This window comes from Acidianus brierleyi (assembly GCF_003201835.2).
Taxonomy (GTDB): Archaea; Thermoproteota; Thermoprotei_A; order Sulfolobales; family Sulfolobaceae; genus Aramenus; species Aramenus brierleyi.
On the sequence record NZ_CP029289.2, the window covers coordinates 2,297,798 to 2,321,558 of the forward strand.

Here is a 23,761-nt window from a genome sequence, read left to right on the forward strand (position 1 = left end):
TAAACTAGTATATTAACTTAAAACAAGTGAAAGGTTATTGTCTGTTAGACTTAATGACATTTATAAAAGCTTTAAAGTAAAGACTGGAGTAGTTACTGTTCTTAAGGGTGTGAATTTAAATGTATCAAAAGGTCAGTTTGTTGCAGTTTTAGCTCCAAGTGGTGAGGGAAAAACTACAATTTTAAGGATAATAGCAGGATTAGAAACTCAAGATAAAGGAGATATTTATATAAACGATAAACTCGTAAACGGAATACCTCCAAAAGACAGAAACGTCGCTATGGTATTTCAAAATTATGCCATCTACCCTTTTATGTCAGTTTATGATAATATAGCATTTCCATTAAAAATAAAACATGAAAGTAAGGAAGAAATAAAGAAAAAAGTCGTTGAAGTAGCTCAGATGCTAAGAATAGAAGACTTATTGGATAGAAAACCTCATCAACTCTCTGGTGGTCAAAGGCAAAGAGTAGCTATTGCAAGAGCATTAGTTAAGGGATCCAATATTCTACTAATGGATGAGCCTTTAGCAAATTTAGATACTCAAGTAAGAGCCATAGCTAGAGCTGAGTTAAAGAATCTTCACAATGAGTTAGGAATAACTGTAATTTACGTTACTCATGATCAAAGTGAAGCTATGGTCTTAGCAGACAAAGTAGCTTTATTGCACGAAGGTGTAATACAAGCTTTTGACGATCCCTTAGTACTCTATAAAAATCCTCCTTCTGCATGGGTAGCTTCCTTTATGGGCAACCCTTCTATGAATTTAATAAAAGGAGTAATAAACGGTTGCTCCTTTGAGTTTGAGAATTACAAAATAGATCTATCAGAAAATCAGTGTAAATCCTTGCCTAAGGAAGTAGTTATGGGCGTTAGGCCAGAAGATATAGATATAGGTGGAAATATAAAAGGAAAATTGGTCACTATAGAAAATATAGGAATATATACAATACTTCATCTGCAAGTAGGTAGCACACTAATAAAAGTAGTTGAAAGGTCTCTAACAAAGAGGAATATAGGAGAAACAATAGACATAAGCATAAGTCCAGACACTGTCTACTTCTTTGACGCTAAAAGTGGGAAAAGATTAGCGTAAAAACTTTCTTTTTATTAAATAATATGCTAAGATCACTATAATAGTTATTATAATCAGAAGTGGTATATTTATTGACTCCTTTTGTATTTCTTTGTAATTTATCGCTACAATAATATACATTGCAGAAGACCATGTTAAAGGTGAAGTAGTAGGTAAAGGATTTCCATAAGTAGGATCTACTGCTTCTGGCAATAGAAGATGTTGAGAGTGAATTATTGACCAATTCATTAAGTTTAAAGCTTTAGAATACTGCCCAGTTTTCTCATAGTATAACGCTAAAAATAGTGTAGTTATTATCCATGGAGGCATAGGACCAGAACTGTCATAAAGCGTATTGGAATAATGATATGTATCTCCAGTAAATCTCGCTAGTCCACCATTTCTAGTAAGTTGAGTTATAGTGTAATTAACTGTTTTTATGGCCCTTTGTGAATTTAAAGGAACTAAACCAAAGTCTATAGGTAGAAGAGAAGAAGAGTCTGCGAGAGTCATTGGAGTGTAAACTAGTTGAGACTTACCGTTAGCGAACTCAACAGTAGGGGTAACGTACTCGGCATATCCATCATTAGTGTAAAAATATTTTTGTATAGTTTCATTCAGAATATTTTCTAATTTTAATTCTAGAGAATTATTCAGATTTAATGCAGAATAAAGTAATGCGGTATCCTTAAGACCTAAAGCATCCATAGCTTGTGTCCAAAAGTTATATTGATAATTATCTTCCCATACGCTTAAATCCTTAGGAATTAGCCCATTCTTCAAAATATAGTACGATTCCCAGGTTACTGATCTATTTATTGATGAAATGAATTGTTCTATCATAGATTTGTTATGAGTTTCTTGATACAAATTCCATATTCCTATTTGAAATAACCCTAAACTATCATATTCTGGGATACCAAAAGTCTTATCAGGTTTTCCATTCCAGAAATTATATCTTGTATACCACGTGCCATTCTGAATTTGAGAATTACTCATCCACTTCCAGAATTTTATCGCAGAATTAATATGACCTGAATCTTGTAAACTAATTGCAGCAAACGAGCCATCTCTAACCCATGAATAAAGATAAATTGGAGAAGGAGAAGCTGCAAATTCTCCAGTGAACGGATTTTGATCATCTTTTACAATGAGTAAAGACGTGAAGTATTCTTTTAAGAAGATACCCTTAATATGAGGAATTTTTGAAGAGTTTAGCCATTTTGAAATATGAATATAATTAATTTTCTGTAATGTTGTGAAATTTTCTATGGAATAATTTCCTATAACCACATTTAATGTGCCGTAACTTTCGTTTGATTTTATGTAAATATCTAATAATGTACCATTTCTAATAACAGCGAAGATAGCATTGTTTAAATATATTTTTAGTATAGGAACTGTATTAATTATTAGCATATGATCTTTTATTGAATAAGATGTTTCATTTGTAGTTACTAAAAATTTTAATTCACTTTTACCATTCTGAAAGATTGCGAATTGTTGACAGTACGGAGGAAAGATAAACTCAGTAGATCCATAACTTTGTTTAACAACTATTGTGTTATTTAACGTAAGTTCAGAAGAAATGGAATTTCCATTACTCTCTACATAAATCTTTACTGGAATTATACCATAATGCCCAGCATAAATATCTTGGACTGAAAGATTCTGATAGCTTACTGGTAAGAACGGATCTTGTATTCCAGTAGATATTAATATTGATTCATTTATCCAGTTATTGAGTAATAAGTAAGTCGGTGAATAAGCAAGATTTCTATCGTAATTTTCTCCAAGAAAAATAGGTATTGTAGATAATAAAAACAGTAGTATGAAAAGAAAAGGTAAAAGCTTCATATTTTTATGTAACTAGAAATTTGTTAAAAACATTTCGTGTACTTATTTTGTTAACTCTGTTAATATAATGTAATATTAGTCTATATAGTTAAAATTTATAAATGGTACAGCAAGGTAGATTTGTAATGATAAAAAAATTATTAGCTATTATTTTCGTTTTTGTAATATTTTCTGAGATTTTCCTTGTACAACAGTTCTATAGCAAAACAGAAATAAACGTAAATTTTACTGTTACATCGCAAGGATATACAACTATATATATATCTGGAATTCCTAGCAATGAAAGTGTAACTTTGCATTACGGTATAGAAAATGGTCCTCAAGAGTCTTGGATACAAGTATTCAATAAAGAAATGATATGGAATGGTAATAATTTTTCAGCAACTATAGGTCCTTTTACTAATAATACATGGATATCATGGGTATTTTATGATAATTCTACTGGAACATGGATAAACTATGAAGATCATCCCTTCTGGAATTGGAACCTACAAATTAATCCTACAGATATAGGCCAAACCTATGCTATAGTCTTGCCTAATGGTAGTATATTAATAACTGCAATAGGAAGAGCTCCAGATTTGTTTGATGTACATTATGGATTGGCCAGTGGACCTCAAGCTGGCCTACCATGGAGTAACATAACAGACGTAGTAATGACATATAATCCGTTATGGGGAAATTATAGTACATTGATAGGTCCTTTTAAGCCCAGGCAATGGATACAATGGGTATATCATGATCTTACTACTAATTTATGGTATAACAATTATGGTAAAAATTTTGCTATAGAAGATATATATTCTCCTGTAAAAATTATTGGAATTAATTATACTAAGTTTGTTTTCGTGACTGGACAAGTTTTAGGTATAAATATTTCTATATATAATGGCTATTCTAGTTCTCAGTCTATAGATTTAATAATAACACTAAATAATGGAAATTACTCTTTTGAAAGTTATTTAAATCCTGGTATTAATACCAAATATATTTCGATAAGCCAAAGTTTACCTCAGGGTATATATTATCCTGAAATTCTAGGCATAGACAATGGAACGGTATTATTTGCAAATCCCATGCCTCCATTATACATAGTCAATACTACTAATAAGAAGCCTATAAGTCTGGTAATAGTCTGGAATATGCATCAACCATTATATATAGAACCTAATGGAACATGGGAACAGCCTTGGGTTCCATTGCATACTGGACAAGATTTTATGTGGAATGGAAGTATGGTAGGTTCTTATGAACTTCAAGCTTTACTTATAAACAAATATAATTTAAGTGTTACAATAGATTTTACACCTGTTTTATTATATCAATGGGAAACATTACTTCACGAAAAACAATTCAACTATTCAGGAATATTTCCAGGCAATATAACTTATGATATAAAAGCAATAAATTTCACTCTAAATTTATATAAAAAATTAACTCAAGAAGGTAAGATAGAAGTATTAACAGTCCCGTTTTATCATCCATTAATGGCAATAGAATACGATAATGGATGGGAAAGCGATATGCTAGCACAAATATTAATGGGGAAGAATTTTACTAGGTACGTTTTCGGTATAAACTCTTCAGGAATATGGACACCAGAAATGGCGTTTAATATGGGTTTGATTCACCTTTATAACGAGTCAGGAATTAATTTTACTATTTTAGATCAGCAGGCATTCTTACCATATGTTACGTTAGTTAATGGTTCTTTAAATCCTGATCAGCCATTTAAAGTTGAAGACTCATTAGGTGACAGTATCTTCGTATTATTTAGAAATACTACTCTATCAAACGAATTTGGATTTCAATTCTTTAGTCAGTCTCCATATTTGACTGAAGAACAATTAATTCATCAATTAGCTACTATTTACATGAGTAATCCTGGAGGAATAGTTGTAGTAGCTTTAGATGGGGAAAATCCACTTATATTTAATCCTGTTACTGGTCCTTACGATTTAAATGCTATATATAGCGCTATTTCACAATATGAAGGCTCATGGTTAATAACTCAAACAGCATCTCAAGCTATATCATCACATAATTACTCTATAATAACTAATTTACCTGAAAATTCGTGGGATCTTAATTTAGACTATTGGAACAATGGGTATTATGGAAAACAATTAATCTGGAAAAATGTTTCAGAAGCTAGGGAATATTTAGTTAGTTTAACAATTGCATTAGGAGATCAAATATCTCCTATTGTATGGACATCTCCACGTACTACACCTAACTCAACTAATTTGGTTGACAGTCTATGGAATTATCTTTATGTTGCAGAAGGGAGCGACTGGACATGGCAAACTGGGCCGCCGGCAAACGGTCCTTCATGGTTTAAAGCTCAGGCCATTGTATATAGTAATACAATTATAAATACTATAAAAAGTTTAATGAACAATATTACTTTAGTTTCAATACAATCATCACATAAATATACTAAACTAAAGATAGAAAATAAATTACCGTACGATCTTAATTTAATTGTAGTAGTTAATAATGGGACATTTAATGCAAGCGATAAAATAATACTCCATCATGGAATTAACATAATTAAAATAGCCATAGATGATAATGGTAATAACGAATTTTTAGTGTACTTATTTGCACCGGTTAATTATAACGAAATAGGTGCTGGCGTTATTCATCTAACTCAATATGGCTTTATGCTTAAGGAATTTAATTACAGTGAGCAATCTTCTCAAAATATAGATTCGACAATATATATCGGGACTATATTAGGAATAATTGTACTATCAATCATTATATTCTTTATATATAGAAAGTTAAGATAATTTTTTTTTAGTTCTATTTTATATTCATATAAACTATTTATGCGTATTTACGTAATATGTAGTTCTGTTTAAATTGTCAAAATCTTTATTTGTCACTATTCTAAGTATGTCTAAGTACTATAATAAAACTCTTTATTTTTATGAAATAGCGGTATTTAAAGAAGTTTATAGTACTATACTTGGACATTATTAATACCGTACTATTAGTTTTTAAGAAATCAGTCAGTATAAGAGTTATTTGTTTTAAAATAATTTTTAATAAGATATTTTATATTATATTTTAAGTGTATATATTAACTATATTGAAAAATACTATATATACTCTATTTTTAGATTATAATAATGATTTAATATCAAAAATTTAACACTATGATTTATAGAAAGTAATGATGATATTATAAATATAATAAAGATTAAATTTAATTAAACATGTATAAAACTGATAATACAGGAATTAATTTTTTATACAATTTAAGCGTATAGTAATACGGGTTTTTAAAATGAGTAAGAAATTAAGAAAAGCCTTAGGTAAGACTGCTTTGATAGCGATAGTAGTTATCTTAGTAATAGCAGTAGCAGGCGGGATAGGATATTATATGACAACACCTCATCACCCAACAGTTACTAAAGTAACGATAAATTATTACGATGATCTTGCTCCTTCAGAAGCTAAAGTATTTGATGATTATATAATTCCAAAATTCGAAGCGCTCTATCCTAATATTACTGTTCATTTAACTGTAGAGAGCGCTCCTAGTATGGTGGATACAATAGAATCGTTAGAAAAAGGAAATGACGTTGGACCTACAGTAATAGCTGAAGATAACATGATTATAGGTGAGCTGTTATATGCTGGAGACCTCATGAATTTAACTCCTTATGAATCTACTATAGCTCCTTCCAGCATGATTCCTTCAATGGTTAATTTAATGCATTATGAACAATCAGTATATCATGGCATATATTTTATTCCATTTAGAGGAAATATTCCATTAGTATGGTATAATAAAACAGTATTTAGTGAGCTTCATTTACCTTTGCCACAAAATTGGACTCAACTAATGCAGGATGCTAAAATAATATACCAGAAAACTGGAGTTAAACCAGTTATGTTCCAAGGACATGGTGGTGCTAGTACTTCAACTGAATTATACCAGTGGATGGTACAAGCAGGAGGAAATCCATTCGTTTTCAATGATTCTGGAGATATAAGGGCATTTACATACCTAGATGAGCTTTCAGCTTATATGAATCCGCAATATGTTCACGGATATTGGGGTAGCTATAAGGGTTTGGCAGATGGTGAATATTATATTCTAGATTATCAATGGCCATACATATACACTACAATGCAATCTGAGGGAATAAACGTAACAAATATAGGATTCTATCCTGGTCCTGCAGGTCCAGTAAATAGTGATCATTTAGTTGGTGGTGACGTGTTAGCTATACCAAAGGGTGCTACTCATTTACATGACTTATTACTGTTTGTAAGGTTCCTATTATCAACTCAAGTCCAGAGGGATATAATAACAATATTAGGAGAACCTGCAGTTAACGCCAAAGCTTATCAGAATTTACCATCTAACATTTCAGCATTGTTTAAAGCTGAAGAAGAAGCGTTCCAGAACGCGTTCTTTAGAGAACCTGTACCGTGGATTAGCTATTGGAATACTATAGCTGATAAAGTATTTGATCAAATAGTAGTAAATCATGCTCCAGTTTCCGAAATTCCATCAATATTAAGCGGTGCTAATGCGGAGATGTATACGTACTTAAAGACAACGTACAACTCTACGGTGGCTAACGAATACGAAGAAGGAATGTTCCAGCCACTCTATGGGTGAATAATTTGAATCAAAATCTAAGATATCTATTTTTTACCCTTCCAGCTATTATTTATGTTGGAGTTTTCGCTTTTTACCCTTCATTTGATGCTATTTATTTAAGTTTCTTAAATAATGCAGGTCAATTTACACTTAATAATTATAAAGAATTATTTTATTTTAACATTTATGGAACTATTTTAAATACAATAATAGTTACCGTAGGTGCTTTATTGATACAACTATTTTTAGGTTTAGGTATAGCCTCTCTTCTAACTAGGGAGTTTAAGGGTAAGAAGGCATTTTCTACTTTGACTATAATACCAATGGGAGTTGCTACCATTGTCGCCGCAATTACTTTCTCTTTTATCTTTCAAACTACGGGAGGCTATGCTAATTCCTTCTTACATTTATTACATTTACCAACTATTAATTGGTATTCTAATACTTACATTTCTCTTTTAGTAGTAATGATATCAGATAGTTGGAAAAATACTCCTATAGTTACACTAATATTATTGTCTGGAATGATGTCAATACCAAAAGATCTTTATTACGCTGCATCGCTAGACGGTGCAGGGCCTATAAGAAGATTTGTTCATGTTACTTTGCCTAACTTAAAGAAATTTATAGCTATAGCCTTAATAATAAGGGGGGTTAGCGAATTTAACATATTTGCACTGCCCTTAGTCTTAATAGGATATCACCCTGCACTTCTCACCACATTAGCTTATGATTTATATTCAACTACAACAATTTACTTATCTTCAGCAGCTGCAGTAATTCTCTTAGCCTTTATTTCAGTTTTGATAATATTAAATATAAAACTAGGTGGTAAGAGATGAAACTTTCATATATTGCAGTAATTATATTTTCAATTTATTTCCTTTTACCACTTTATATTCTAGTAATGATAGCCTTTAGTCCTGCAAAATATACTATAGAATCTCTTTATCCACCACTTACCTTTAAGTCGTTTACGCTGAATAATTTGGTATATGCATTTACTCAATATGATTTTATACATCCCTTTATCAAGAGTCTTTCAGTAGCTACTTTAGTAGGAATATTAGGATTAGTAATAGGTATTCCAGCGGGATATGGATTAAGTAGATTACCAGGGAAGATAGCTTATCCATTATTGGTTTTACTTCTAGTAACCAATATGGTTCCTGGAATAGTAGTTGCTATACCTATTAGTGCGGAATTCATAAGACTCCATCTATTTGATTCGATTCCTGGATTAGCTTTAGTTCAAGAGCTAATAACATTACCCTTAGCTACATTTATAATGCAAGGTACTTTTTCTGCTGTTCCAAGAGAGATTGAATATCAAGCTAGAATAGATGGAGCTTCTACTTTATCCTATTTTAAGAACGTATTAATACCTACTGCATTACCTGGAATAATAGCCGCATTCCTTATTTCATGGATGTTTTCTTGGGATGAATTTACGTACGCAATAATAATTTCTCCAATACACCCTACTTTACCAGTAGAAATTTACGTAAATATAACAAGAGGAAACGAATTGGCAGCAGTAGCGTTTTCTCTTGTATTCACAATTCCTGTAATTATTCTCACACTTTTCTTACAAAAATATCTAAAAGGTGAATATTTAGCAGGAGGTGTAAAAGCATGATTCAATTTCAAGACTTAACAAAAAGATATGGAAATAAGGTAATATTAGACGGGGTAACAGAAACTATAGAAACTGGAGAATTTTTTGTAATCTTAGGACCTAGCGGTGCTGGTAAAAGTACGTTACTTAAAGTTATTGCAGGAATAGAAAAATTAGATAAAGGTAAAATAATAGTTGATGGAAAGGATATTACTAATTTACCGCCCGAAAAAAGAAACGTTGCCATGGTATTTCAAAATTATGCTTTGTACCCAAACATGACTGTTTATGATAATATAGCGTTTCCATTAAAAATGAAGAGAATGAAAAGAGAAGAAATAGAGAAGAAAGTAGAAAGAGTAGCTAAGCTATTGGGAATTTCAGATATATTGAAAATGAACGTTACTAAGATAAGCGGAGGTCAACAACAAAGAGTAGCAATTGCCAGAGCAATAATTAGAGAACCTTCTTTTTATCTTCTTGACGAACCCTTATCAAATTTAGATGCTAGAGTTAGGTTTGTAGCTAGAGGAGAATTAAAAAGAATTCAGAAGGAACTTAACGGAACATTCATTTACGTTACTCATGATCAAAAGGAAGCCATGAGCTTAGCAGATAGAGTAGCAGTTCTTCATAATGGAAAATTCGAACAAGTAGGTGTGCCAATGGAACTTTACGAATATCCTAGGACAAAATGGGTTGGAGAGTTTATAGGAGATTTTCCGATGAATTTTCTACCAGGAAAAGTAGTTGGTATAGAAGGTATAGAAATAGGATTTAGGCCAGGTTGGACAAAACTAGGTGGTGAACTAAAGGGTATAGTAGAATCTGTGGAAGTCTTAGGAGAAATGATTTACCTCTTCTGTAAGGTAGACGATAATAAGGTAATTATAGAATCAAAGGAAATGTATGACGTTGGAGACGAGGTTACGTTTAGTGTGATAAAATTCAGAAGATTTAAGGATGGTTTTCTCATTGACAAGGAATAAAGTTTTTTATTATATGTCGGAAAGAAAATTATGATTTATAATTTCAACTTTACACTGAGAGTTAAAAATGAAGTTATAATACAGCCTTTCAGTTCTAAAATTTCAAGAATTGCGATATCTAACGTTTCGCAATATTATGTAAAGAACACTGACTCACCTGGGATAAAACCCTTTAGAGTTACTGCTATAAAAGATTCCAAACCTCTATTCTCTACTGGTAAAAAATTTCTTAAGCTAATTCCAGATAAAAATTATTCATTTACTTTAACTTCTGTTTCTGAAGAATTATTTAATGAAGTAGTCAATACCCCTTCTTTAAGATTTAAAACTTACTCTACAGAAGCAGAGATTGAACTTAAGAACGTTGAAATTATAAATCAACAAGATATTATTTTAGAGGACTCAGATTCTTATTATATACAGTTTTTAACGCCAACGTTGTTACAGCCTCCAAGGCCTTCATTTAAAAGGAAGAGGAATCGTTATGTTCTTTTTCCTTACTCACCTTTTATTCTTTCCTCTTTAGCTACTCATTGGAATAATTTCTCTAATATCAAGATTTCAGGTATTAGTGGGTTAAAATCCCTTTATTATTTTAGGGAAGTATCCTATAATTTAATGCCTATTACTGTTCCATACGATAAAGGCAAAGTAAGAGGATTCACAGGCTGGGTTAAATTCGCTTTAGATGCTAGAAGAAATTCTAAACTTAGAGAAAATATAAGGAGGCTCCTAGCCTATGGTAATTATTTTGGTGTAGGGAAATCTAGGGCAATAGGTTTTGGAGAAATAAGAGCATTCCCTAAGAATCAAAATTAAGCTTATAGAAGAAAGCAAAACGTAATTACATAACCAAACAATAGCTAGTATACAAAGAATTAGGAAACACTTAATTTATTTCTAAAATATCATCAATAAAATTAATTATATATTTAATAAAAGTAAATAACTTAGTTTTTTATTATTATGTATAAATATTAATAAAAATTATATAAAGACGAATTGTTAGTCTGAATTAAATTAATAATTTTAAACATTGTTTTCTAAATTTACTATAAATAATATTCAAGTAAGATTATGAAAGATCTCTATTCTTTATTAATAATGAATTCATTATTGTCTAATTCTCTCCAACACGGATAAGCGTTTAAAGTAGATTATTTTTCATAATATACTTTTCTTATTTTGTCAAAGAAGATATTTTGTAATACGTTTCATCTAAGTCATGATATACATATTTAAGGTTGTATACAGAAAATATTTTATATAGGTTCCTTATATCTAACTTAGAACAAAAATGATACCTATAGAAACATTCTCTATATCTGCGGCATTAACTAACTTAGAAAACGAATTTATAAATGCTATACCATCTATAATACTATTTGTAATAACAGTTTTAATTGGATATGTGGTAGCGATAATAGTTTCTGACATAATAAGTAGAGTACTTAATAACTTATCAGCGTCTTACCCTGGACTAAAAATAAGTACGGGCTTAATATCTGGTACAGTAAAGATACTTATAATACTAATAGCATTAGCTATAGCCTTCTCTCTACTTAATCTGGGAACAGCTAATATTTATATTAGCTATATAGTTAGATATTTACCTGATCTAGCAGGTGCCATATTACTACTAACATTAGGTGTATCGTTAGTAAATATCTTTCTAGATTTTGTAGGTAGACAAATGGGTCAGCAAGATTCTTTCGTAAATACTATCCTAATGGTACTGAGGTTTGGTTTGTATGCAGTTATAATAACAATAGCTGCTAATTTAGCAATATTTTATTGGATACCCACTGTTAGTTCTTATCTATTCTATGATATTATTATAGGTTCAATAATTCTGCTTTTTAGTTTTACAATAACAGGAAAAGCTATAGATGACATTTCAAAATCTCATCCAGAAACTTCTAGTGTACTAGGATATGCTAGATTAATTCTCTATGCAGTGTTTATCTTAATAGCAGTAGGAGTAATCATTCAGCCATTTGGTAATGTTACAGCTATAATTCAGACGTTCGCATGGGGACTAGCAATAGCCTTTGCAATAATAGTAATTCCATTAGTATATGCCCTAGCAAAGAAAATAGTTCAATAAATTTAGTTTAAGTTATTTTTTAATTAATTTTAATTATGAAGAGATATTTTGTATATGTTATTAGATTTATTTCGTCCCTTCTTTTATAAAGTTTTTATCAGATTCAGGTGTTCAAAGGGGACGGAAGACTCCATCCGTGGAGATGGATAGGCTCCATATGCTTTGCCTCTAACATGGCTAGGCGATGGCTTGAAGAGCCGAAGGAACTACTTGATTGGGGTCAACTTGAGGGCCTTCACCACCTCCTCCCCTATACCTAGTCTTCTTAGTCTCACCCTTGTAAAGCTTGTCTTCTTGTTTAGGAGTGTTGTTCGTGAAAATCGCCGTAGGAGTAGTTCACTATATTGTATAGTCAGAGATGGAAAACTAGCAGATCTAATATCTTAAAAAGAGGGAATTATATACAAATGAAAACTTAGCTAAAGATGACTGCTATAAGGCAATAATAAATACCTCCTATTGTCATAGTTGGTATCTTGAGATAACTCTAGTAGGTTTAGATTATGAACAATTTTAATAATATAACAATGTAAAGAAACTATTTTTAAAGTGAGTAGATATATTATTTTTATTTAATTCTTAATAATATAATAGGATGGACATTCATTAAATAAGTTAAAAATTCAAAAAGATTTACGTTCTTATCACATTAACTAAATCTTTAACTCTTTCATAGTCCTTATCGTTACTTACAATTGTCATTCCGCTTCTTTTAGCAATAGTCACGTTTATTGCATCGCCTACACTAAGTTCTCTTTCAAAAATAATGTTGATAGAATTTAATATATCAAATTCAGTAATTCCTATAACAGAATTTTTAATATCGTTTAGTATTATATTTAAAAATCTCAAATATCCTTCTGCCCTATTTTTATACCCCCTTTTCAGCATATCTAAATATCTACTTCTGACTATAGTAATAAGTTCGTATAATGTAATAATAGTAATGATTCCCTTTCCTCTAAATTTTACGTATTTTTTGGAAAATAGAATATCAGTATCAATTAAGTATTTTTCTTCACTCAATTTTATGTACCTTTTTTGTTATTTCCTTTTCAAGAATATCATTAATATCATTTTCTGAAATTCCAATTTCTTCTACTAATCTTAAAAATTCATTACTAAAAACATTAGCCGAATTTTCTGAAACTTTTTCTGCAATATCCTTTTTATCAGTTATAAAGTAACCAGAACCCAGATCAACTATGTAAACGTCTTTTCTTTTGTATTCTGTCATTATCACTCTGCCTTTCTCATCTGCTTTTCGTACGAAAATTTTTCCTATCATATACAAAATGTTATGCAATAATTTAATAAGATTTTCCCACGTTTAGTTACCACTCAATTTTTAGCTTCGTTCCTAAAGGCAAGATAACTATGACCTTAGATATAAATTTAAATTTTTACAAGAAGTTGAATGAAGTCATTAGTGTTTTAAATAAGTTTTTAGTCTAATACAGTAACTTTCAAAACCTGGCTCAGTTAGCAATTCTTCATTAATATGACCATTATAAACTCAGATGTATGTTTGAAAAGATGTATAACTTTTTTGAAACTAAATTATATTTTAAATATGGAATCTAATTAAAGTCAAATTTTTTCTCAACTATTTTTAACTTTATGCGAATTATTTATAAAATTTACACATTATATCTTAGTATAGAATATCTTACTTGATGATAATAAATAAAGAAATATTGACACAGGCAATATAGCCTTTTCTCCATTAATTCCTATATCGTCTAAGGTAAGTATATATCCCTTATCTATTTTTAAATCTCTAAAATCGCCTCTTCCCCATTTTACTTCTACTCCTAAATTTTCTACAATAAAATCTATTTCTTTTCCTCCTTTAAAAAACGTATAGCCAACTCTTTCATACTCTCTGGCTAAATGCTCTCCTACTATACCTTCTATAATGTGAGGGATTTCTTTCTCTTCTAAAGTACCTAGACCTTTTGTATATCTCTTCATAACTCTATAAATAAATGGATCTATGAAATATATCTTCTTAAATGATTTATTGTTTATCTTATTTCCTTCCATTTTTCTAAAAATTCTTAAGATAAAAAGATTTTCAGCTAAATCAAGATATGTAGACACAGTATTATGAGAACCTATTGATGTTTCTTTAGCTATAGTATTTTCCGATATTCTAGAACCATAAGAATCGATTATTTTTTCAATTATTTCCCTAAATATTCTTTCTTCCTTTCTAAGTTTTGCTAGATCGCTTAGTATTGCATCCTTATAGGTTTCATAAAACGAAGCCAAAGGATCTCCTTTAATGTAGTTTGTTGCAAAAAATCCTCCTCTCTTTAGATATTCTAATAACGCTCTATTTAGTTCTGCAAGATATGGAACCAACTTTATTGCGTCATTATAAAATTTTTTTACATCCAGGATAGATGAAGTATTCACATTAAGTTTTTTGAAATATATATCGAAAAACATTCTGAAATTTAATGGATATAATATAACTTTATTTAACGGTCTTCCAGGTAATGTCTCTTTCTTCAAAGAAACCGAAGTGGATCCGCTCACGTAAACCATGGAATTTTTAAAATATCCACCATTAAATAAGTGGAGTAGCCCAATATTCCAATCTTTTACAAAAGTTATTTCGTCTAGAAAAACGAAACCGTTATCTGGATTAATTAAAGATCTGTATTGAGAAAGTAATGATATTAAATCATCTTTATCTTTTAAAGAATCACATGAAAAAAAGAGTATTTTAGTAGGTTCAGTATTTTTCTCTATAATATTCATTATTGTAGTCTTTATGAATGTAGTTTTCCCAACTTGTCTAGGTCCTATTATAAGTAAATTGTCATTTAAAGGAGATATTATGAATCTTGGATTTAGGGATAAAACTTTCTTTATTTGTTCATCATCATAAATTCTATTTTTATCTATCCACCAAGGATTCTGAAAATTCATTTGAGCAATAAGTGACATCTTGCTAATATACTGACAAGTTTTATTTAAGATTTGCTAATATACTGACAAGTTTGACATTAATCTTGTCAATTATATAACAAGATTACCGCCTTTTTAATGGTTTAACATAAAGTTTGACTAAGAAAAACCAATTAAACTAAACAATTACTTTTTACCTAAAAAAATCCTTGAAATCTCTTCTCCTGGCTTCTTGCTCCTTTTTGCATTATTTATTATATTTGTCTGAATTGAAATAATTTTATAAAGTCTGCTTGAAGTTATTTTGCGATGTTTACCTATAAGTCTAGCATGAATTATAGACGCTCTAATTCCTTCTCCAGTTATAGGAAAAACCGCTCCCGCAGATTCTCCAACCCTTCTTGTATAAGGTTTTAATCCTGAGATTGAAATTCTTGCTACTCCATAATTTAATTTTTTACCTTTTAAAAGATAATTAAGTCTATCAAGGAGTACATTGAAACTTGTATCTCCTCCTATCCCTATTTTTGCGCCATATTTTCCAGGAAATATCCATCCGTATCCTACAAAATCTGAAAAGAAATATGAATTTAGTGTATCTTCTTCTGTTTTAAAATCGGTATCGTACTGTATTGCAGGAACTGTAAAGGAAGGAGGTAAAGCTTGATATCCTCTAGCGTCTATTATTCTATCATATGTAATTTCCTTTCCATTAACAATTATCTTATTTTTATGAATAATAGCATATGAATTAAACATGACATTAACTCCGTCAGACAACCTTTCTAAGAACTTCTTCTTATCTATAATATAAGCAAAAGGTTCATTAGAATTAACTTCATGGATTAATTTGTAATCAAGATATATCCTATATTTCCTTATCTTAAAAAGAATTTCATCTCTTCTTAATTTTATTTCGTCCGTGGAAAGTACAACCCAACTGCATGGTTTTACTGCTAGTTCTTTTTCTCTCTCATAGACGTCTGCGTCTAAATATTTAGCTAGAGTAAGTCCTGCAGGCCCCGCGCCTACAATTCCAATTTTCATTAGACTAAAAAATGATTAGAATAATATTTTTACTTAACTATGAAGGATTATCATTAGAAATTCTGCTAACTTCTTCAGATGCTAATCTATCGAGTAATTTTCTCATATAGGTCTTTACAAAATATATAGTTTTATATTTCCTAAATTCTTCTTCGTTATTTACTGCTATATCTATATATTTCTCAGGCTCATAATGTCTTATACTATATTGTTTTCCGTCAATTTCTATTTCGTCTGGGCATTGCCCTCTCTTGACTATTAAGAGCTCTTTATCTTTTATCCCTGCAATCATTACATCCCATTTCCCTATCATTTCTACTGCTCTCAGTACAATCTCCTTATCTTGCAACTTTTTCGGCCTCAGCCTTAAATTTATCAATAACTTCGTCTAATGTCTTTAGATTTTCAGTGAATTTTTCAACTTTTATTTTTACTATCCATGCTTCATAAGGTTTTTCATTAATAAGACCAGGATTATCTATGACTTCCTTATTTATTCCAACTATTTTTCCTTTTATAGGTAATCTGAATTTTCCTATCCATTTTGCGCTTTCTACAGAAAATATATTACTCCTAGGAGTTACATCTTCTCCCTCTTCTTTAGTAGATACTTGAAATATTTTGCCGGCCATATACTGACCAAGAGACGTTATTCCTACCTTTATTTCTTCTCCCTCCTTCTTTACCCATACGTGTTTTTCATCGTCATATAACAAATCTTCGGGAAATTCGAAACCAGATATATTCATAAAATAAAAGATAATCTTAAAACTTAAAAATCTTAATTTTGAAAATTAAGCCATGAAATACGCTGTATGGCTAGACGGTGTTATTTTAGACATAAATATTACAGATAGGCTTTACGAATTGTATAAAGGAAAGCCAATAGAAATTCCTTACACTATGAAAATTAACTATGATTGGAACGAATTTTACAATAAGCTTAAGGGGAAAATAATCATTTTATCACCGTATAATGAGACTTTAACAAAAGAAATTCTAAACATAGCTAATATAACAGAACCTTTTATCTACAATAAAGGGAAAACAAAACCAGATAAGGATCCAATGGTACAGTTATTTTCTTCATTTACGTTAAATCCTTTAGACGTTGTTGTTATAGGTTCTTCACCTCTAGATTTACTTTCAGCTAGATTTTATGACTCTAGAGTAAAGGTACTCTGTGTAAATAGACAGATTGATTGCTCAAAATACTCTCCTTACCTAATGAATAGAAACCTTGAAGAGCTTTATCTATCCATGAGAAGACTAAAATTAGTTTAATTTCATTTTTTAATAACATTAGTCCTTTTTTATAAGGTTATTAATAATCAAGTTATTATATCTTAAAATTTTTCACTTAATTCCTTTTTCTTAGTATAATAATGCATAGAAATTTTTATATACTTTATTAACTTCATTTTCTTTTAATGCAAAGTTTTAGATTTATGATAGAAAGGGGACCTCAAGCTAGATTGTTAGCAGGTGAGGAGGCTCTACTAGATTCCGTATTCTCTGGAGAATCTCCAGTTCTTAGATTCGTTATATTTGATCCTACAGCAGTTCTCGTAGGATATCATCAATCCGTTGAACAGGAAGTCAATTTAGACGAGGTTAAAAGGAAGGGTTGGGAAATAGGTAGAAGACCTACTGGAGGAGGCACAATAATTATGGGTCCCAATCAATTAGGCTGGGAAATTTACGCAAATTCTTCCCTCTTAGGGAGTGTGGAAGAATCAATAAAGATTGGAGCACGTGGAGTTATTTCAACTCTAAAAAAACTTGGTATTAATGCCAATTATAGGCCTAAGAACGATGTGGAAGTAAATGGAAGAAAAATCTCTGGAATGGGAGCATTTTCTATAGGAAATTACATTTGTGCTACTGGAACTATACTCCTAGATTTCAACGTTGATGATATGGTCTCAACTCTAAAACTCAGTTCAGAAAAAATGAGAGATAAAATAATTAAAGACTATAGAGATAGAGTAACGTGGATTAATAGGGAATCAAATCCAATAGATATGTCTCAATTAATTAATATTTCAAGAGAATCTTTTGAAAAAGAATTAAATGTAAAACTTGTAGACGGTAATTACACTCAAAAGGAAGTAGAGGAAATAGAATCTCTATATCTTAAATACTCTTCTCCTGAATGGATTTATAATACTAGACCTTCATTAACTGGAGATATAAAATACGCAGAAGCTAAGTTTCCTGGAGGTCTAATAAAAGTTCAGATTAAGCTAAGAGGTAAAATTATAGAGTCTGTTCTAATAACTGGAGATTTCTTTGTAGAACCTAGGAGAGCTATCTATGATCTTGAAGCCAGATTAAAATGGTCTAAGGTAGAAGATATTGAAAAAGAAATTAATGATTGGTATAAAGAAGTAAAAATTATTGGAATTTCTTCTCAAGATCTAATTAAAGTTATAGAGGAGGCATTAAAATGAAACCAGTCTACTTTTACGCGCCAGCATTAAAAAGATACGAAACCTCATATCTTAATTCAAAAGAGGGATGGAGATCTATTTCTGTAACTGGTAGATACTGTGCATTCAATTGCAAACATTGTGAAAAGAGAATTTTAGAAGGAATGATAGACGGATCGAATAGAGAAAAATTCGAAAAAGAAATCAAAGAAGCAGAAAAATTGGGAGGAGTAATAATTTCTGGAGGATCTACTGTGCGTGGCGACGTACCTATATGGAAATACACTGACATACTTAGATCATCTAAGGCTACAATAATTGCGCATACTGGTGTTGTAAAAAATGACGAAATTGCAAAAAAATTTAAGGATTCTGGAGTAAAGATAGCCCTTTTAGACATGGTAGGAGATGACGAAACTATTAAAGAAGTACTGAATCAACCTTTTTCTGTAGAAGACTATCTTAACTCTTTTAAACATCTCAAGAAACAAGGAATAAAAATTGTACCGCATGTTATAATGGGCCTCAGTATAAAAGGAAAAGAAGGAGATCTAAGGGCAATAGAATTACTGAAAGAAGTTAATCCTGATGCAGTAATAATTGTTGGACTTATGCCTTTAATAGGCACATCCTTTTCAAAGATAAATCCACCGTCGCCCTCTCATATTATTGATGCTCTAAAATTAGCTCGTAATTCCTTTGATGTTCCAATAATGTTAGGCTGTGCTAGACCTAGAGGGAATAAATACCTTGATGTAGAAAAGTTTGCTATAGATTACGATATTGATGGAATAGCATTTCCGGAAGAAGAAACCATAGATTATGCTAGAGAAAGAAGAGAAATAATTCTGAGTAATGCTTGTTGTGGAAATATAGTTTATGACTTCCTATCACGGGTGTCCATATGATAAGTAGTCCAGACTGGGTAAGACTAAGTTTCGGGGCAGATATGGTATTAGGGTTCAGCCCCGGACAATTTTTGAAAGGAGCATTGAATACAACTATAAATCTTCTACAATATTATCCAGACGGATGTAAAGCAAACTGCATATATTGTGGACAAGCTAGAGAAGTAGCAAAAGGGCCAGAATGTAAGACATTAATAAGAGTTGAATGGCCATTAAGAAAGCTTGACGATGTACTTTCCAGAATAAAGGAAAGAGAAGGAAATCCAGAATATGGTTTACAAAGAATATGTGTTGGACAATTAGCTCATCCCAGAGCATCCCCAGACGCAATTGAAATAACAAGAAGAATAAGAGAGCACGGAATAGAGTTGCAAATTTCTGAACTTGTAACTGCTACATATACATTTAAAAAACACATGATAGAGATGAGAAATGCCGGCGCAGATATGATAGACGTAGCTATAGACGCAGCTAGTAAAAGAGTATTTGATGCAGTAAGAGGAAAGACTGTCAGAAGCATGCATAGTTGGGATAGATATATTCAGGCTATAGACGAAGCAGTGGAAGTTTTTGGAAAAATGAACGCTGGAATACATCTTATAATAGGTTTAGGAGAAACCGAAAAAGAAGCAGTAGAATTAATGCAATATGCTCATAATAGGGGAGCTAAAATAAGTTTATTCGCATTTTATCCAGAATATGGTACTCCTTTAGGAAATAAAAAACCAGTACCTCTTAACGTCTATAGAAGAACACAGATCGCAAGATGGTTAATAGAAAATGACATAGTGGATATTAATTCATTCAAATTTGATGAAAAAGGAAGAATAATAGATATTGATATTCCTGCAGATATTAGTTTAGAGGAATTAGCTCCAGCGTTTATGACTAGCGGTTGCCCAGGGTGTAATAGGCCATATTCTAATGAAAAACCTGGCAGTAGACTGAAAAATATTCCATGGTATCCTACTAAAAATCAAGTTATATCGTCTATAAGAGCAGCAGAAATAGATAACTTAGCTAAGAGATTCTTAAATTAAGATGTAAGATATGTTAGTTAGCTATTTTTCAAGCGGATTTCCATCTCATGTCAGGATAAAAGCACTGGATATTTCATCCTGTAGGGAATATTTTTATTCTCCTTTTGATGGAGAAATTTTTCATATAGAAAAATTTTTTGTAGGTAGACCGAACAAGTTTTCAAAAGTCAATTATGATTATCTTATATTGGCAAAAGTTAAGAATAAGATAATAAAAATACTTCACGTTGAACCTTTCTTGAATGAAGGAGATAAGATTAACAAAGGAGAGATAATAGGAAAATTTCTTGAAAATCCATATACTGGAGGAGATTTTTTACATGCGCATATTGAGGGAATTAAGATAAGTTTTCCTAAGATAACTAATTACGACGAGAGAGGCATAGGTGTAATCGTGAATGTATATGAAAGTTATTTTGACGTAAAATTAAAAACGTATTCCTCTGCTGGAAATCTAAGAGGATTGGGATGTTGTGGTGGTTTGTTAAATGCAAGTTTACCTTATTCTGGTTACGGAGGAATAATAGGGAAAGAGGTAAGTCATGTAAAAATTGGGAACACTATTTTCCATATAGCGAAAAGGAGAAGAAATCTTACTCTTTTTGAAATAAAAAAAGGTTTAATTAGAAATTGGGAATACGAATCCACATTTAAAGTACTAGAGGGCAGTCCAATATTTATAGGGCCTTTATTTGAGGCAATACTTTCCTATAAAGGATTTCCCTTAATTAGATTTTTCTTTAAAACTAACTTATCAATAGGCGATGAAATAGACGTTTGGAAAACGATTTCTAGTATGTGGACACGTTCTTTTACATTATGGTAAAAATTTTCCATATGATTTTGAAGATTAAGAATAAAAATTATTTACTTTACACTTGCATAAGATAGACTAAAGGAAATCTTGTAAACTCTATTAAAACAGCGTTTATTGAAATTGTATTTTCATTATTTATCTTAACAAGGGGGCGTTCAGTAATAAATATTTCGGTTGAACTTCAAGCATAATGTCAACTAAGATTGCCACGTGTACCTTTCAATCCACGTGGCGATTTGGGGAGGATCACTTAGGCTCATAAGGCTTATTATTATACCAAACACTCCAAACTATTCTAGCCAATTTCCTGGCTAAAGCAGTGTACAACTTCTTTCCCTTCAACTTTTCCTTATGGTTCTCGTAAAATTCTAGTAATGTAGGATTACGAGAGTAATTCATCTCAGCGAGGAAGTAGAACAAGCTGCGCAAGTACTTATTACCCTTCTTCGATATTCCCTTACTTACAGTAGCTTTACCGCTCCTCTCAACTATTGGGTCTAAACCACAGTAGGCTACGAAGGACTCAGGGTTAGGAAAGCGTTTAATGTCTCCAACAATGCCTATTATTATTCCCGAAGAAAGTTTTCCTATTCCCGGTATAGTTAATAGAACGTGATTTTCAGACTGTAATTGTATCATTTTCTCTACTTCTTTTATTTTCTCGCTTGTTTCCAGTAGTGCTTTAGATAATACTTCGATTTCTTCAAGTACGATCTTTGTGTACTCTAAGTTGTATAATTGTATTTTGAAGTTTCCTTTAGAGAATTCTTCAAGCATTTCCTTGCTTATTTTTTCCTCGTCACTGACTAGGAATAGTGCTCTTTTTACCCTGTTCTTGTACTTTACTTCAAGGTCTTTTAGGAAGATATATAGTGTTACTAGTTCTTTCAATGGGTTGTAGTTGTACTCCTTTGCCTTGTTTGCCATGTTTATTAGTTTTTGTGCGTCGTAAAAATCTGTTTTCTTTCCTCTCAAGTCCTTCTCCTTCCATAGTATATTTGGGCTTACTTGTAGTATCTTGATCCCTTTTTCCTTGAAGTATTGACATGGTTTTATTGAGTATGCTCCTGTCGGTTCGACCACTATTGTGTTTAGTTTCACTTTTAGTATTTCTTCATAACCCTTCTTGTTGTTCTCGTAGACCCTCCCCTCACTCGATACTAGATGATCTTTTGATATGTCTATTCCTAGGATCCCTACCTCTTTATCACACCTATATCCGTGCATATTATCACAATGTTCAGTCCGATGGTAGGGGTTTGTCACGCCCCCGTTCGAAGACTTTGCTTCAGTCAAAGGGTCGACCATGTTTCCCAGTTGGAGAGTATTACTCTCCCCAACTAATTAATCTATATAGGTTCAAAGGGGGCGGAAGACTCCATCCGTAAGGGTGGAGATGGATAGGCTCCACATGCTTCGCCTCTAACATGGCTAGGCGATAGCTTGAAGAGCCGAGGAAACCACTCGATAGAGGTTAACTTGAGGACCTTCACTTTGTATGTGTAATACTCTTTTTCTGATTCTTGAATTTTTCTATAATACGCGTTGTATTGTTAATTTTGTTAGGAGATAGTGTAGAGTAAGTATGAGAACGTCCCCTTAAATTTTTGCACGCTCCTACTCGGGATATTGTCCCACATGTTAGATCGCGGGGGACGTATAGCCAGCCTCCCACATGGGGTTTTATCCCCATGCCCACTTTCGGCTTGTGTTATTTTCTTGTTCTCTTTATAAAAGTTTTACTCTTGTAAGGCTTGTCTTCTTGTTTAGGAGTGTTGTTCGTGAAAATCGCCGTAGGAGGCTCCACATGCTTTGCCTCTAACATGGTTAGGCGATGGCTTGAAGAGCCGAAGGAACTACTTGATTGGGGTCAACTTGGGGGCCTTCACCACCTCCTCCCCTATACCTAGTCTTCTTAGTCTCACTCTTGTAATGCTTGTCTTCTTGTTTAGGAGTGTTGTTCGTGAAAATCACCGTAGGAGCCCCCTTTGTAGTTACATTTAAATACGTATTTTTCAAATATTCTATTAATGGCAGTCACTGACGGAGTAAGCGTCACTGAGACGCCTTGGTTAAAGCGAGGGTCCATGTGGTACGCCTCTGCTCCATTCAACAGTCCCATATTGGGATACTGTGGGTTCACATTAGTGCTCGGGGTCGGAACGACCCTTAGTGCCTGTGGAGCTGAGACCTCTACCTTTGGCAAGCCTCGGCTTTGAAGCAGGAAGCCACGCCCGTTAGGGCGTGGTAGTTCACGCTCATAGATAAATTGAAGGGAATTTTCTATAAAAAAATAATAAGGTAATATTTATATACAAGAACGTTGTA

The 23,761-nt window shown here is 31.8% G+C and carries 22 protein-coding genes; 13 read left to right on the forward strand and 9 right to left on the reverse strand.

What is annotated here, in order from left to right:
• The first annotated feature begins 37 nt into the window (after window positions 1–37).
• A complete protein-coding gene (locus tag DFR85_RS28550) occupies window positions 38–1,096 on the forward strand; it encodes an ABC transporter ATP-binding protein (protein ID WP_110271210.1) in 1,059 nt (352 codons plus the stop codon).
• Here DFR85_RS28550 and DFR85_RS31985 read toward each other — a convergent pair.
• On the reverse strand, window positions 1,088–2,932 hold the full coding sequence (locus DFR85_RS31985; protein WP_246252898.1) for a glycoside hydrolase family 15 protein: 1,845 nt from the start codon (window positions 2,930–2,932) through the stop codon (window positions 1,088–1,090). The genes DFR85_RS28550 and DFR85_RS31985 overlap by 9 nt on opposite strands.
• Before the next feature lie 101 nt (window positions 2,933–3,033).
• Here DFR85_RS31985 and DFR85_RS28560 point away from each other — a divergent pair, with 101 nt between their 5' ends.
• From DFR85_RS28560 to DFR85_RS28590, 7 genes are all read left to right on the forward strand, one after another.
• Window positions 3,034–5,727, forward strand: a complete 2,694-nt coding sequence (locus tag DFR85_RS28560) for a glycoside hydrolase family 57 protein (protein WP_432417912.1) — start codon at window positions 3,034–3,036, stop codon at window positions 5,725–5,727.
• Window positions 5,728–6,227: 500 nt separating this feature from the next.
• Window positions 6,228–7,574, forward strand: a complete 1,347-nt coding sequence (locus DFR85_RS28565) for an ABC transporter substrate-binding protein (RefSeq protein WP_110271211.1) — start codon at window positions 6,228–6,230, stop codon at window positions 7,572–7,574.
• 5 nt (window positions 7,575–7,579) lie between these two features.
• Window positions 7,580–8,398: a carbohydrate ABC transporter permease gene (locus DFR85_RS28570; RefSeq protein WP_110271909.1), complete on the forward strand. Its 819-nt coding sequence runs from the start codon at window positions 7,580–7,582 to the stop codon at window positions 8,396–8,398.
• Window positions 8,395–9,195: a carbohydrate ABC transporter permease gene (locus tag DFR85_RS28575; protein WP_110271212.1), complete on the forward strand. Its 801-nt coding sequence runs from the start codon at window positions 8,395–8,397 to the stop codon at window positions 9,193–9,195. Before DFR85_RS28570 ends, DFR85_RS28575 begins: the two co-directional genes overlap by 4 nt.
• On the forward strand, window positions 9,192–10,163 hold the full coding sequence (locus DFR85_RS28580) for an ABC transporter ATP-binding protein (protein ID WP_110271213.1): 972 nt from the start codon (window positions 9,192–9,194) through the stop codon (window positions 10,161–10,163). Before DFR85_RS28575 ends, DFR85_RS28580 begins: the two co-directional genes overlap by 4 nt.
• 30 nt (window positions 10,164–10,193) lie before the next feature.
• The gene (gene cas6, locus DFR85_RS28585; RefSeq protein ID WP_110271214.1) at window positions 10,194–10,982 is read left to right on the forward strand and encodes a CRISPR-associated endoribonuclease Cas6; all 789 of its coding nucleotides are present in this window, start codon (window positions 10,194–10,196) and stop codon (window positions 10,980–10,982) included.
• A 478-nt stretch (window positions 10,983–11,460) separates the two neighbouring features.
• Complete coding sequence (locus tag DFR85_RS28590) at window positions 11,461–12,270, forward strand: mechanosensitive ion channel family protein (protein ID WP_110271215.1); 810 nt, start codon at window positions 11,461–11,463, stop codon at window positions 12,268–12,270.
• A 633-nt stretch (window positions 12,271–12,903) separates the two neighbouring features.
• On the opposite strand, the gene DFR85_RS28595 is transcribed toward DFR85_RS28590, so the two are convergent.
• From DFR85_RS28595 to DFR85_RS28620, 6 genes are all read right to left on the reverse strand, one after another.
• Window positions 12,904–13,296 (reverse strand): type II toxin-antitoxin system VapC family toxin, encoded by a 393-nt coding sequence (locus tag DFR85_RS28595; protein ID WP_162582814.1) that lies wholly within the window; start codon window positions 13,294–13,296, stop codon window positions 12,904–12,906.
• The gene (locus tag DFR85_RS28600; protein WP_110271217.1) at window positions 13,289–13,558 is read right to left on the reverse strand and encodes a VapB-type antitoxin; all 270 of its coding nucleotides are present in this window, start codon (window positions 13,556–13,558) and stop codon (window positions 13,289–13,291) included. The genes DFR85_RS28595 and DFR85_RS28600 overlap by 8 nt, the downstream gene beginning before the upstream one ends.
• Before the next feature lie 359 nt (window positions 13,559–13,917).
• On the reverse strand, window positions 13,918–15,228 hold the full coding sequence (locus DFR85_RS28605) for an ATP-binding protein (RefSeq protein WP_210433915.1): 1,311 nt from the start codon (window positions 15,226–15,228) through the stop codon (window positions 13,918–13,920).
• 147 nt (window positions 15,229–15,375) lie between these two features.
• Entirely contained in the window at window positions 15,376–16,236 is an 861-nt protein-coding gene (locus DFR85_RS28610; RefSeq protein ID WP_110271218.1) for an NAD(P)/FAD-dependent oxidoreductase, read from the reverse strand.
• A gap of 37 nt (window positions 16,237–16,273) precedes the next feature.
• Window positions 16,274–16,549 (reverse strand): hypothetical protein, encoded by a 276-nt coding sequence (locus DFR85_RS28615; protein WP_110271911.1) that lies wholly within the window; start codon window positions 16,547–16,549, stop codon window positions 16,274–16,276.
• Window positions 16,550–16,574: 25 nt separating this feature from the next.
• Window positions 16,575–16,985, reverse strand: a complete 411-nt coding sequence (locus DFR85_RS28620; RefSeq protein WP_110271219.1) for a glycine cleavage system protein H — start codon at window positions 16,983–16,985, stop codon at window positions 16,575–16,577.
• A gap of 52 nt (window positions 16,986–17,037) precedes the next feature.
• Here DFR85_RS28620 and DFR85_RS28625 point away from each other — a divergent pair, with 52 nt between their 5' ends.
• From DFR85_RS28625 to DFR85_RS28645, 5 genes are all read left to right on the forward strand, one after another.
• Window positions 17,038–17,520, forward strand: coding sequence for an HAD family hydrolase (locus DFR85_RS28625; RefSeq protein WP_110271220.1), 483 nt, complete (start codon window positions 17,038–17,040; stop codon window positions 17,518–17,520).
• A 146-nt stretch (window positions 17,521–17,666) separates the two neighbouring features.
• Window positions 17,667–18,689: a lipoate--protein ligase gene (locus tag DFR85_RS28630; RefSeq protein WP_110271221.1), complete on the forward strand. Its 1,023-nt coding sequence runs from the start codon at window positions 17,667–17,669 to the stop codon at window positions 18,687–18,689.
• Entirely contained in the window at window positions 18,686–19,576 is an 891-nt protein-coding gene (locus DFR85_RS28635; RefSeq protein ID WP_110271222.1) for a radical SAM protein, read from the forward strand. Before DFR85_RS28630 ends, DFR85_RS28635 begins: the two co-directional genes overlap by 4 nt.
• Complete coding sequence (locus tag DFR85_RS28640; RefSeq protein WP_110271223.1) at window positions 19,573–20,616, forward strand: radical SAM protein; 1,044 nt, start codon at window positions 19,573–19,575, stop codon at window positions 20,614–20,616. The genes DFR85_RS28635 and DFR85_RS28640 overlap by 4 nt, the downstream gene beginning before the upstream one ends.
• Before the next feature lie 10 nt (window positions 20,617–20,626).
• Window positions 20,627–21,442, forward strand: coding sequence for a DUF8155 domain-containing protein (locus DFR85_RS28645; RefSeq protein ID WP_110271224.1), 816 nt, complete (start codon window positions 20,627–20,629; stop codon window positions 21,440–21,442).
• Window positions 21,443–21,679: 237 nt separating this feature from the next.
• Here the strand turns inward: DFR85_RS28645 and DFR85_RS28650 are convergent, their stop codons facing one another.
• Together DFR85_RS28650 and DFR85_RS28655 are read right to left on the reverse strand one after the other, a co-directional pair.
• Window positions 21,680–22,741, reverse strand: coding sequence for an IS110 family RNA-guided transposase (locus tag DFR85_RS28650; RefSeq protein ID WP_110271225.1), 1,062 nt, complete (start codon window positions 22,739–22,741; stop codon window positions 21,680–21,682).
• 519 nt (window positions 22,742–23,260) lie between these two features.
• Complete coding sequence (locus DFR85_RS28655) at window positions 23,261–23,407, reverse strand: hypothetical protein (protein ID WP_162582816.1); 147 nt, start codon at window positions 23,405–23,407, stop codon at window positions 23,261–23,263.
• Window positions 23,408–23,761 lie beyond the last annotated feature (354 nt).

What these genes read in the sequence shown, in the direction of transcription:
- DFR85_RS31985 (WP_246252898.1), bottom strand. Translation starts at nt 2,932, where the DNA reads ATGAAGCTTTTACCTTTTCTTTTCATACTACTGTTTTTATTATCTACA.
- DFR85_RS28560 (WP_432417912.1), top strand. Translation starts at nt 3,034, where the DNA reads ATGGTACAGCAAGGTAGATTTGTAATGATAAAAAAATTATTAGCTATT.
- DFR85_RS28565 (WP_110271211.1), top strand. Translation starts at nt 6,228, where the DNA reads ATGAGTAAGAAATTAAGAAAAGCCTTAGGTAAGACTGCTTTGATAGCG.
- DFR85_RS28575 (WP_110271212.1), top strand. Translation starts at nt 8,395, where the DNA reads ATGAAACTTTCATATATTGCAGTAATTATATTTTCAATTTATTTCCTT.
- DFR85_RS28580 (WP_110271213.1), top strand. Translation starts at nt 9,192, where the DNA reads ATGATTCAATTTCAAGACTTAACAAAAAGATATGGAAATAAGGTAATA.
- cas6 (WP_110271214.1), top strand. Translation starts at nt 10,194, where the DNA reads ATGATTTATAATTTCAACTTTACACTGAGAGTTAAAAATGAAGTTATA.
- DFR85_RS28590 (WP_110271215.1), top strand. Translation starts at nt 11,461, where the DNA reads ATGATACCTATAGAAACATTCTCTATATCTGCGGCATTAACTAACTTA.
- DFR85_RS28600 (WP_110271217.1), bottom strand. Translation starts at nt 13,558, where the DNA reads ATGATAGGAAAAATTTTCGTACGAAAAGCAGATGAGAAAGGCAGAGTG.
- DFR85_RS28605 (WP_210433915.1), bottom strand. Translation starts at nt 15,228, where the DNA reads ATGTCACTTATTGCTCAAATGAATTTTCAGAATCCTTGGTGGATAGAT.
- DFR85_RS28610 (WP_110271218.1), bottom strand. Translation starts at nt 16,236, where the DNA reads ATGAAAATTGGAATTGTAGGCGCGGGGCCTGCAGGACTTACTCTAGCT.
- DFR85_RS28615 (WP_110271911.1), bottom strand. Translation starts at nt 16,549, where the DNA reads ATGATAGGGAAATGGGATGTAATGATTGCAGGGATAAAAGATAAAGAG.
- DFR85_RS28620 (WP_110271219.1), bottom strand. Translation starts at nt 16,985, where the DNA reads ATGAATATATCTGGTTTCGAATTTCCCGAAGATTTGTTATATGACGAT.
- DFR85_RS28625 (WP_110271220.1), top strand. Translation starts at nt 17,038, where the DNA reads ATGAAATACGCTGTATGGCTAGACGGTGTTATTTTAGACATAAATATT.
- DFR85_RS28630 (WP_110271221.1), top strand. Translation starts at nt 17,667, where the DNA reads ATGCAAAGTTTTAGATTTATGATAGAAAGGGGACCTCAAGCTAGATTG.
- DFR85_RS28635 (WP_110271222.1), top strand. Translation starts at nt 18,686, where the DNA reads ATGAAACCAGTCTACTTTTACGCGCCAGCATTAAAAAGATACGAAACC.
- DFR85_RS28640 (WP_110271223.1), top strand. Translation starts at nt 19,573, where the DNA reads ATGATAAGTAGTCCAGACTGGGTAAGACTAAGTTTCGGGGCAGATATG.
- DFR85_RS28645 (WP_110271224.1), top strand. Translation starts at nt 20,627, where the DNA reads ATGTTAGTTAGCTATTTTTCAAGCGGATTTCCATCTCATGTCAGGATA.
- DFR85_RS28650 (WP_110271225.1), bottom strand. Translation starts at nt 22,741, where the DNA reads ATGGTCGACCCTTTGACTGAAGCAAAGTCTTCGAACGGGGGCGTGACA.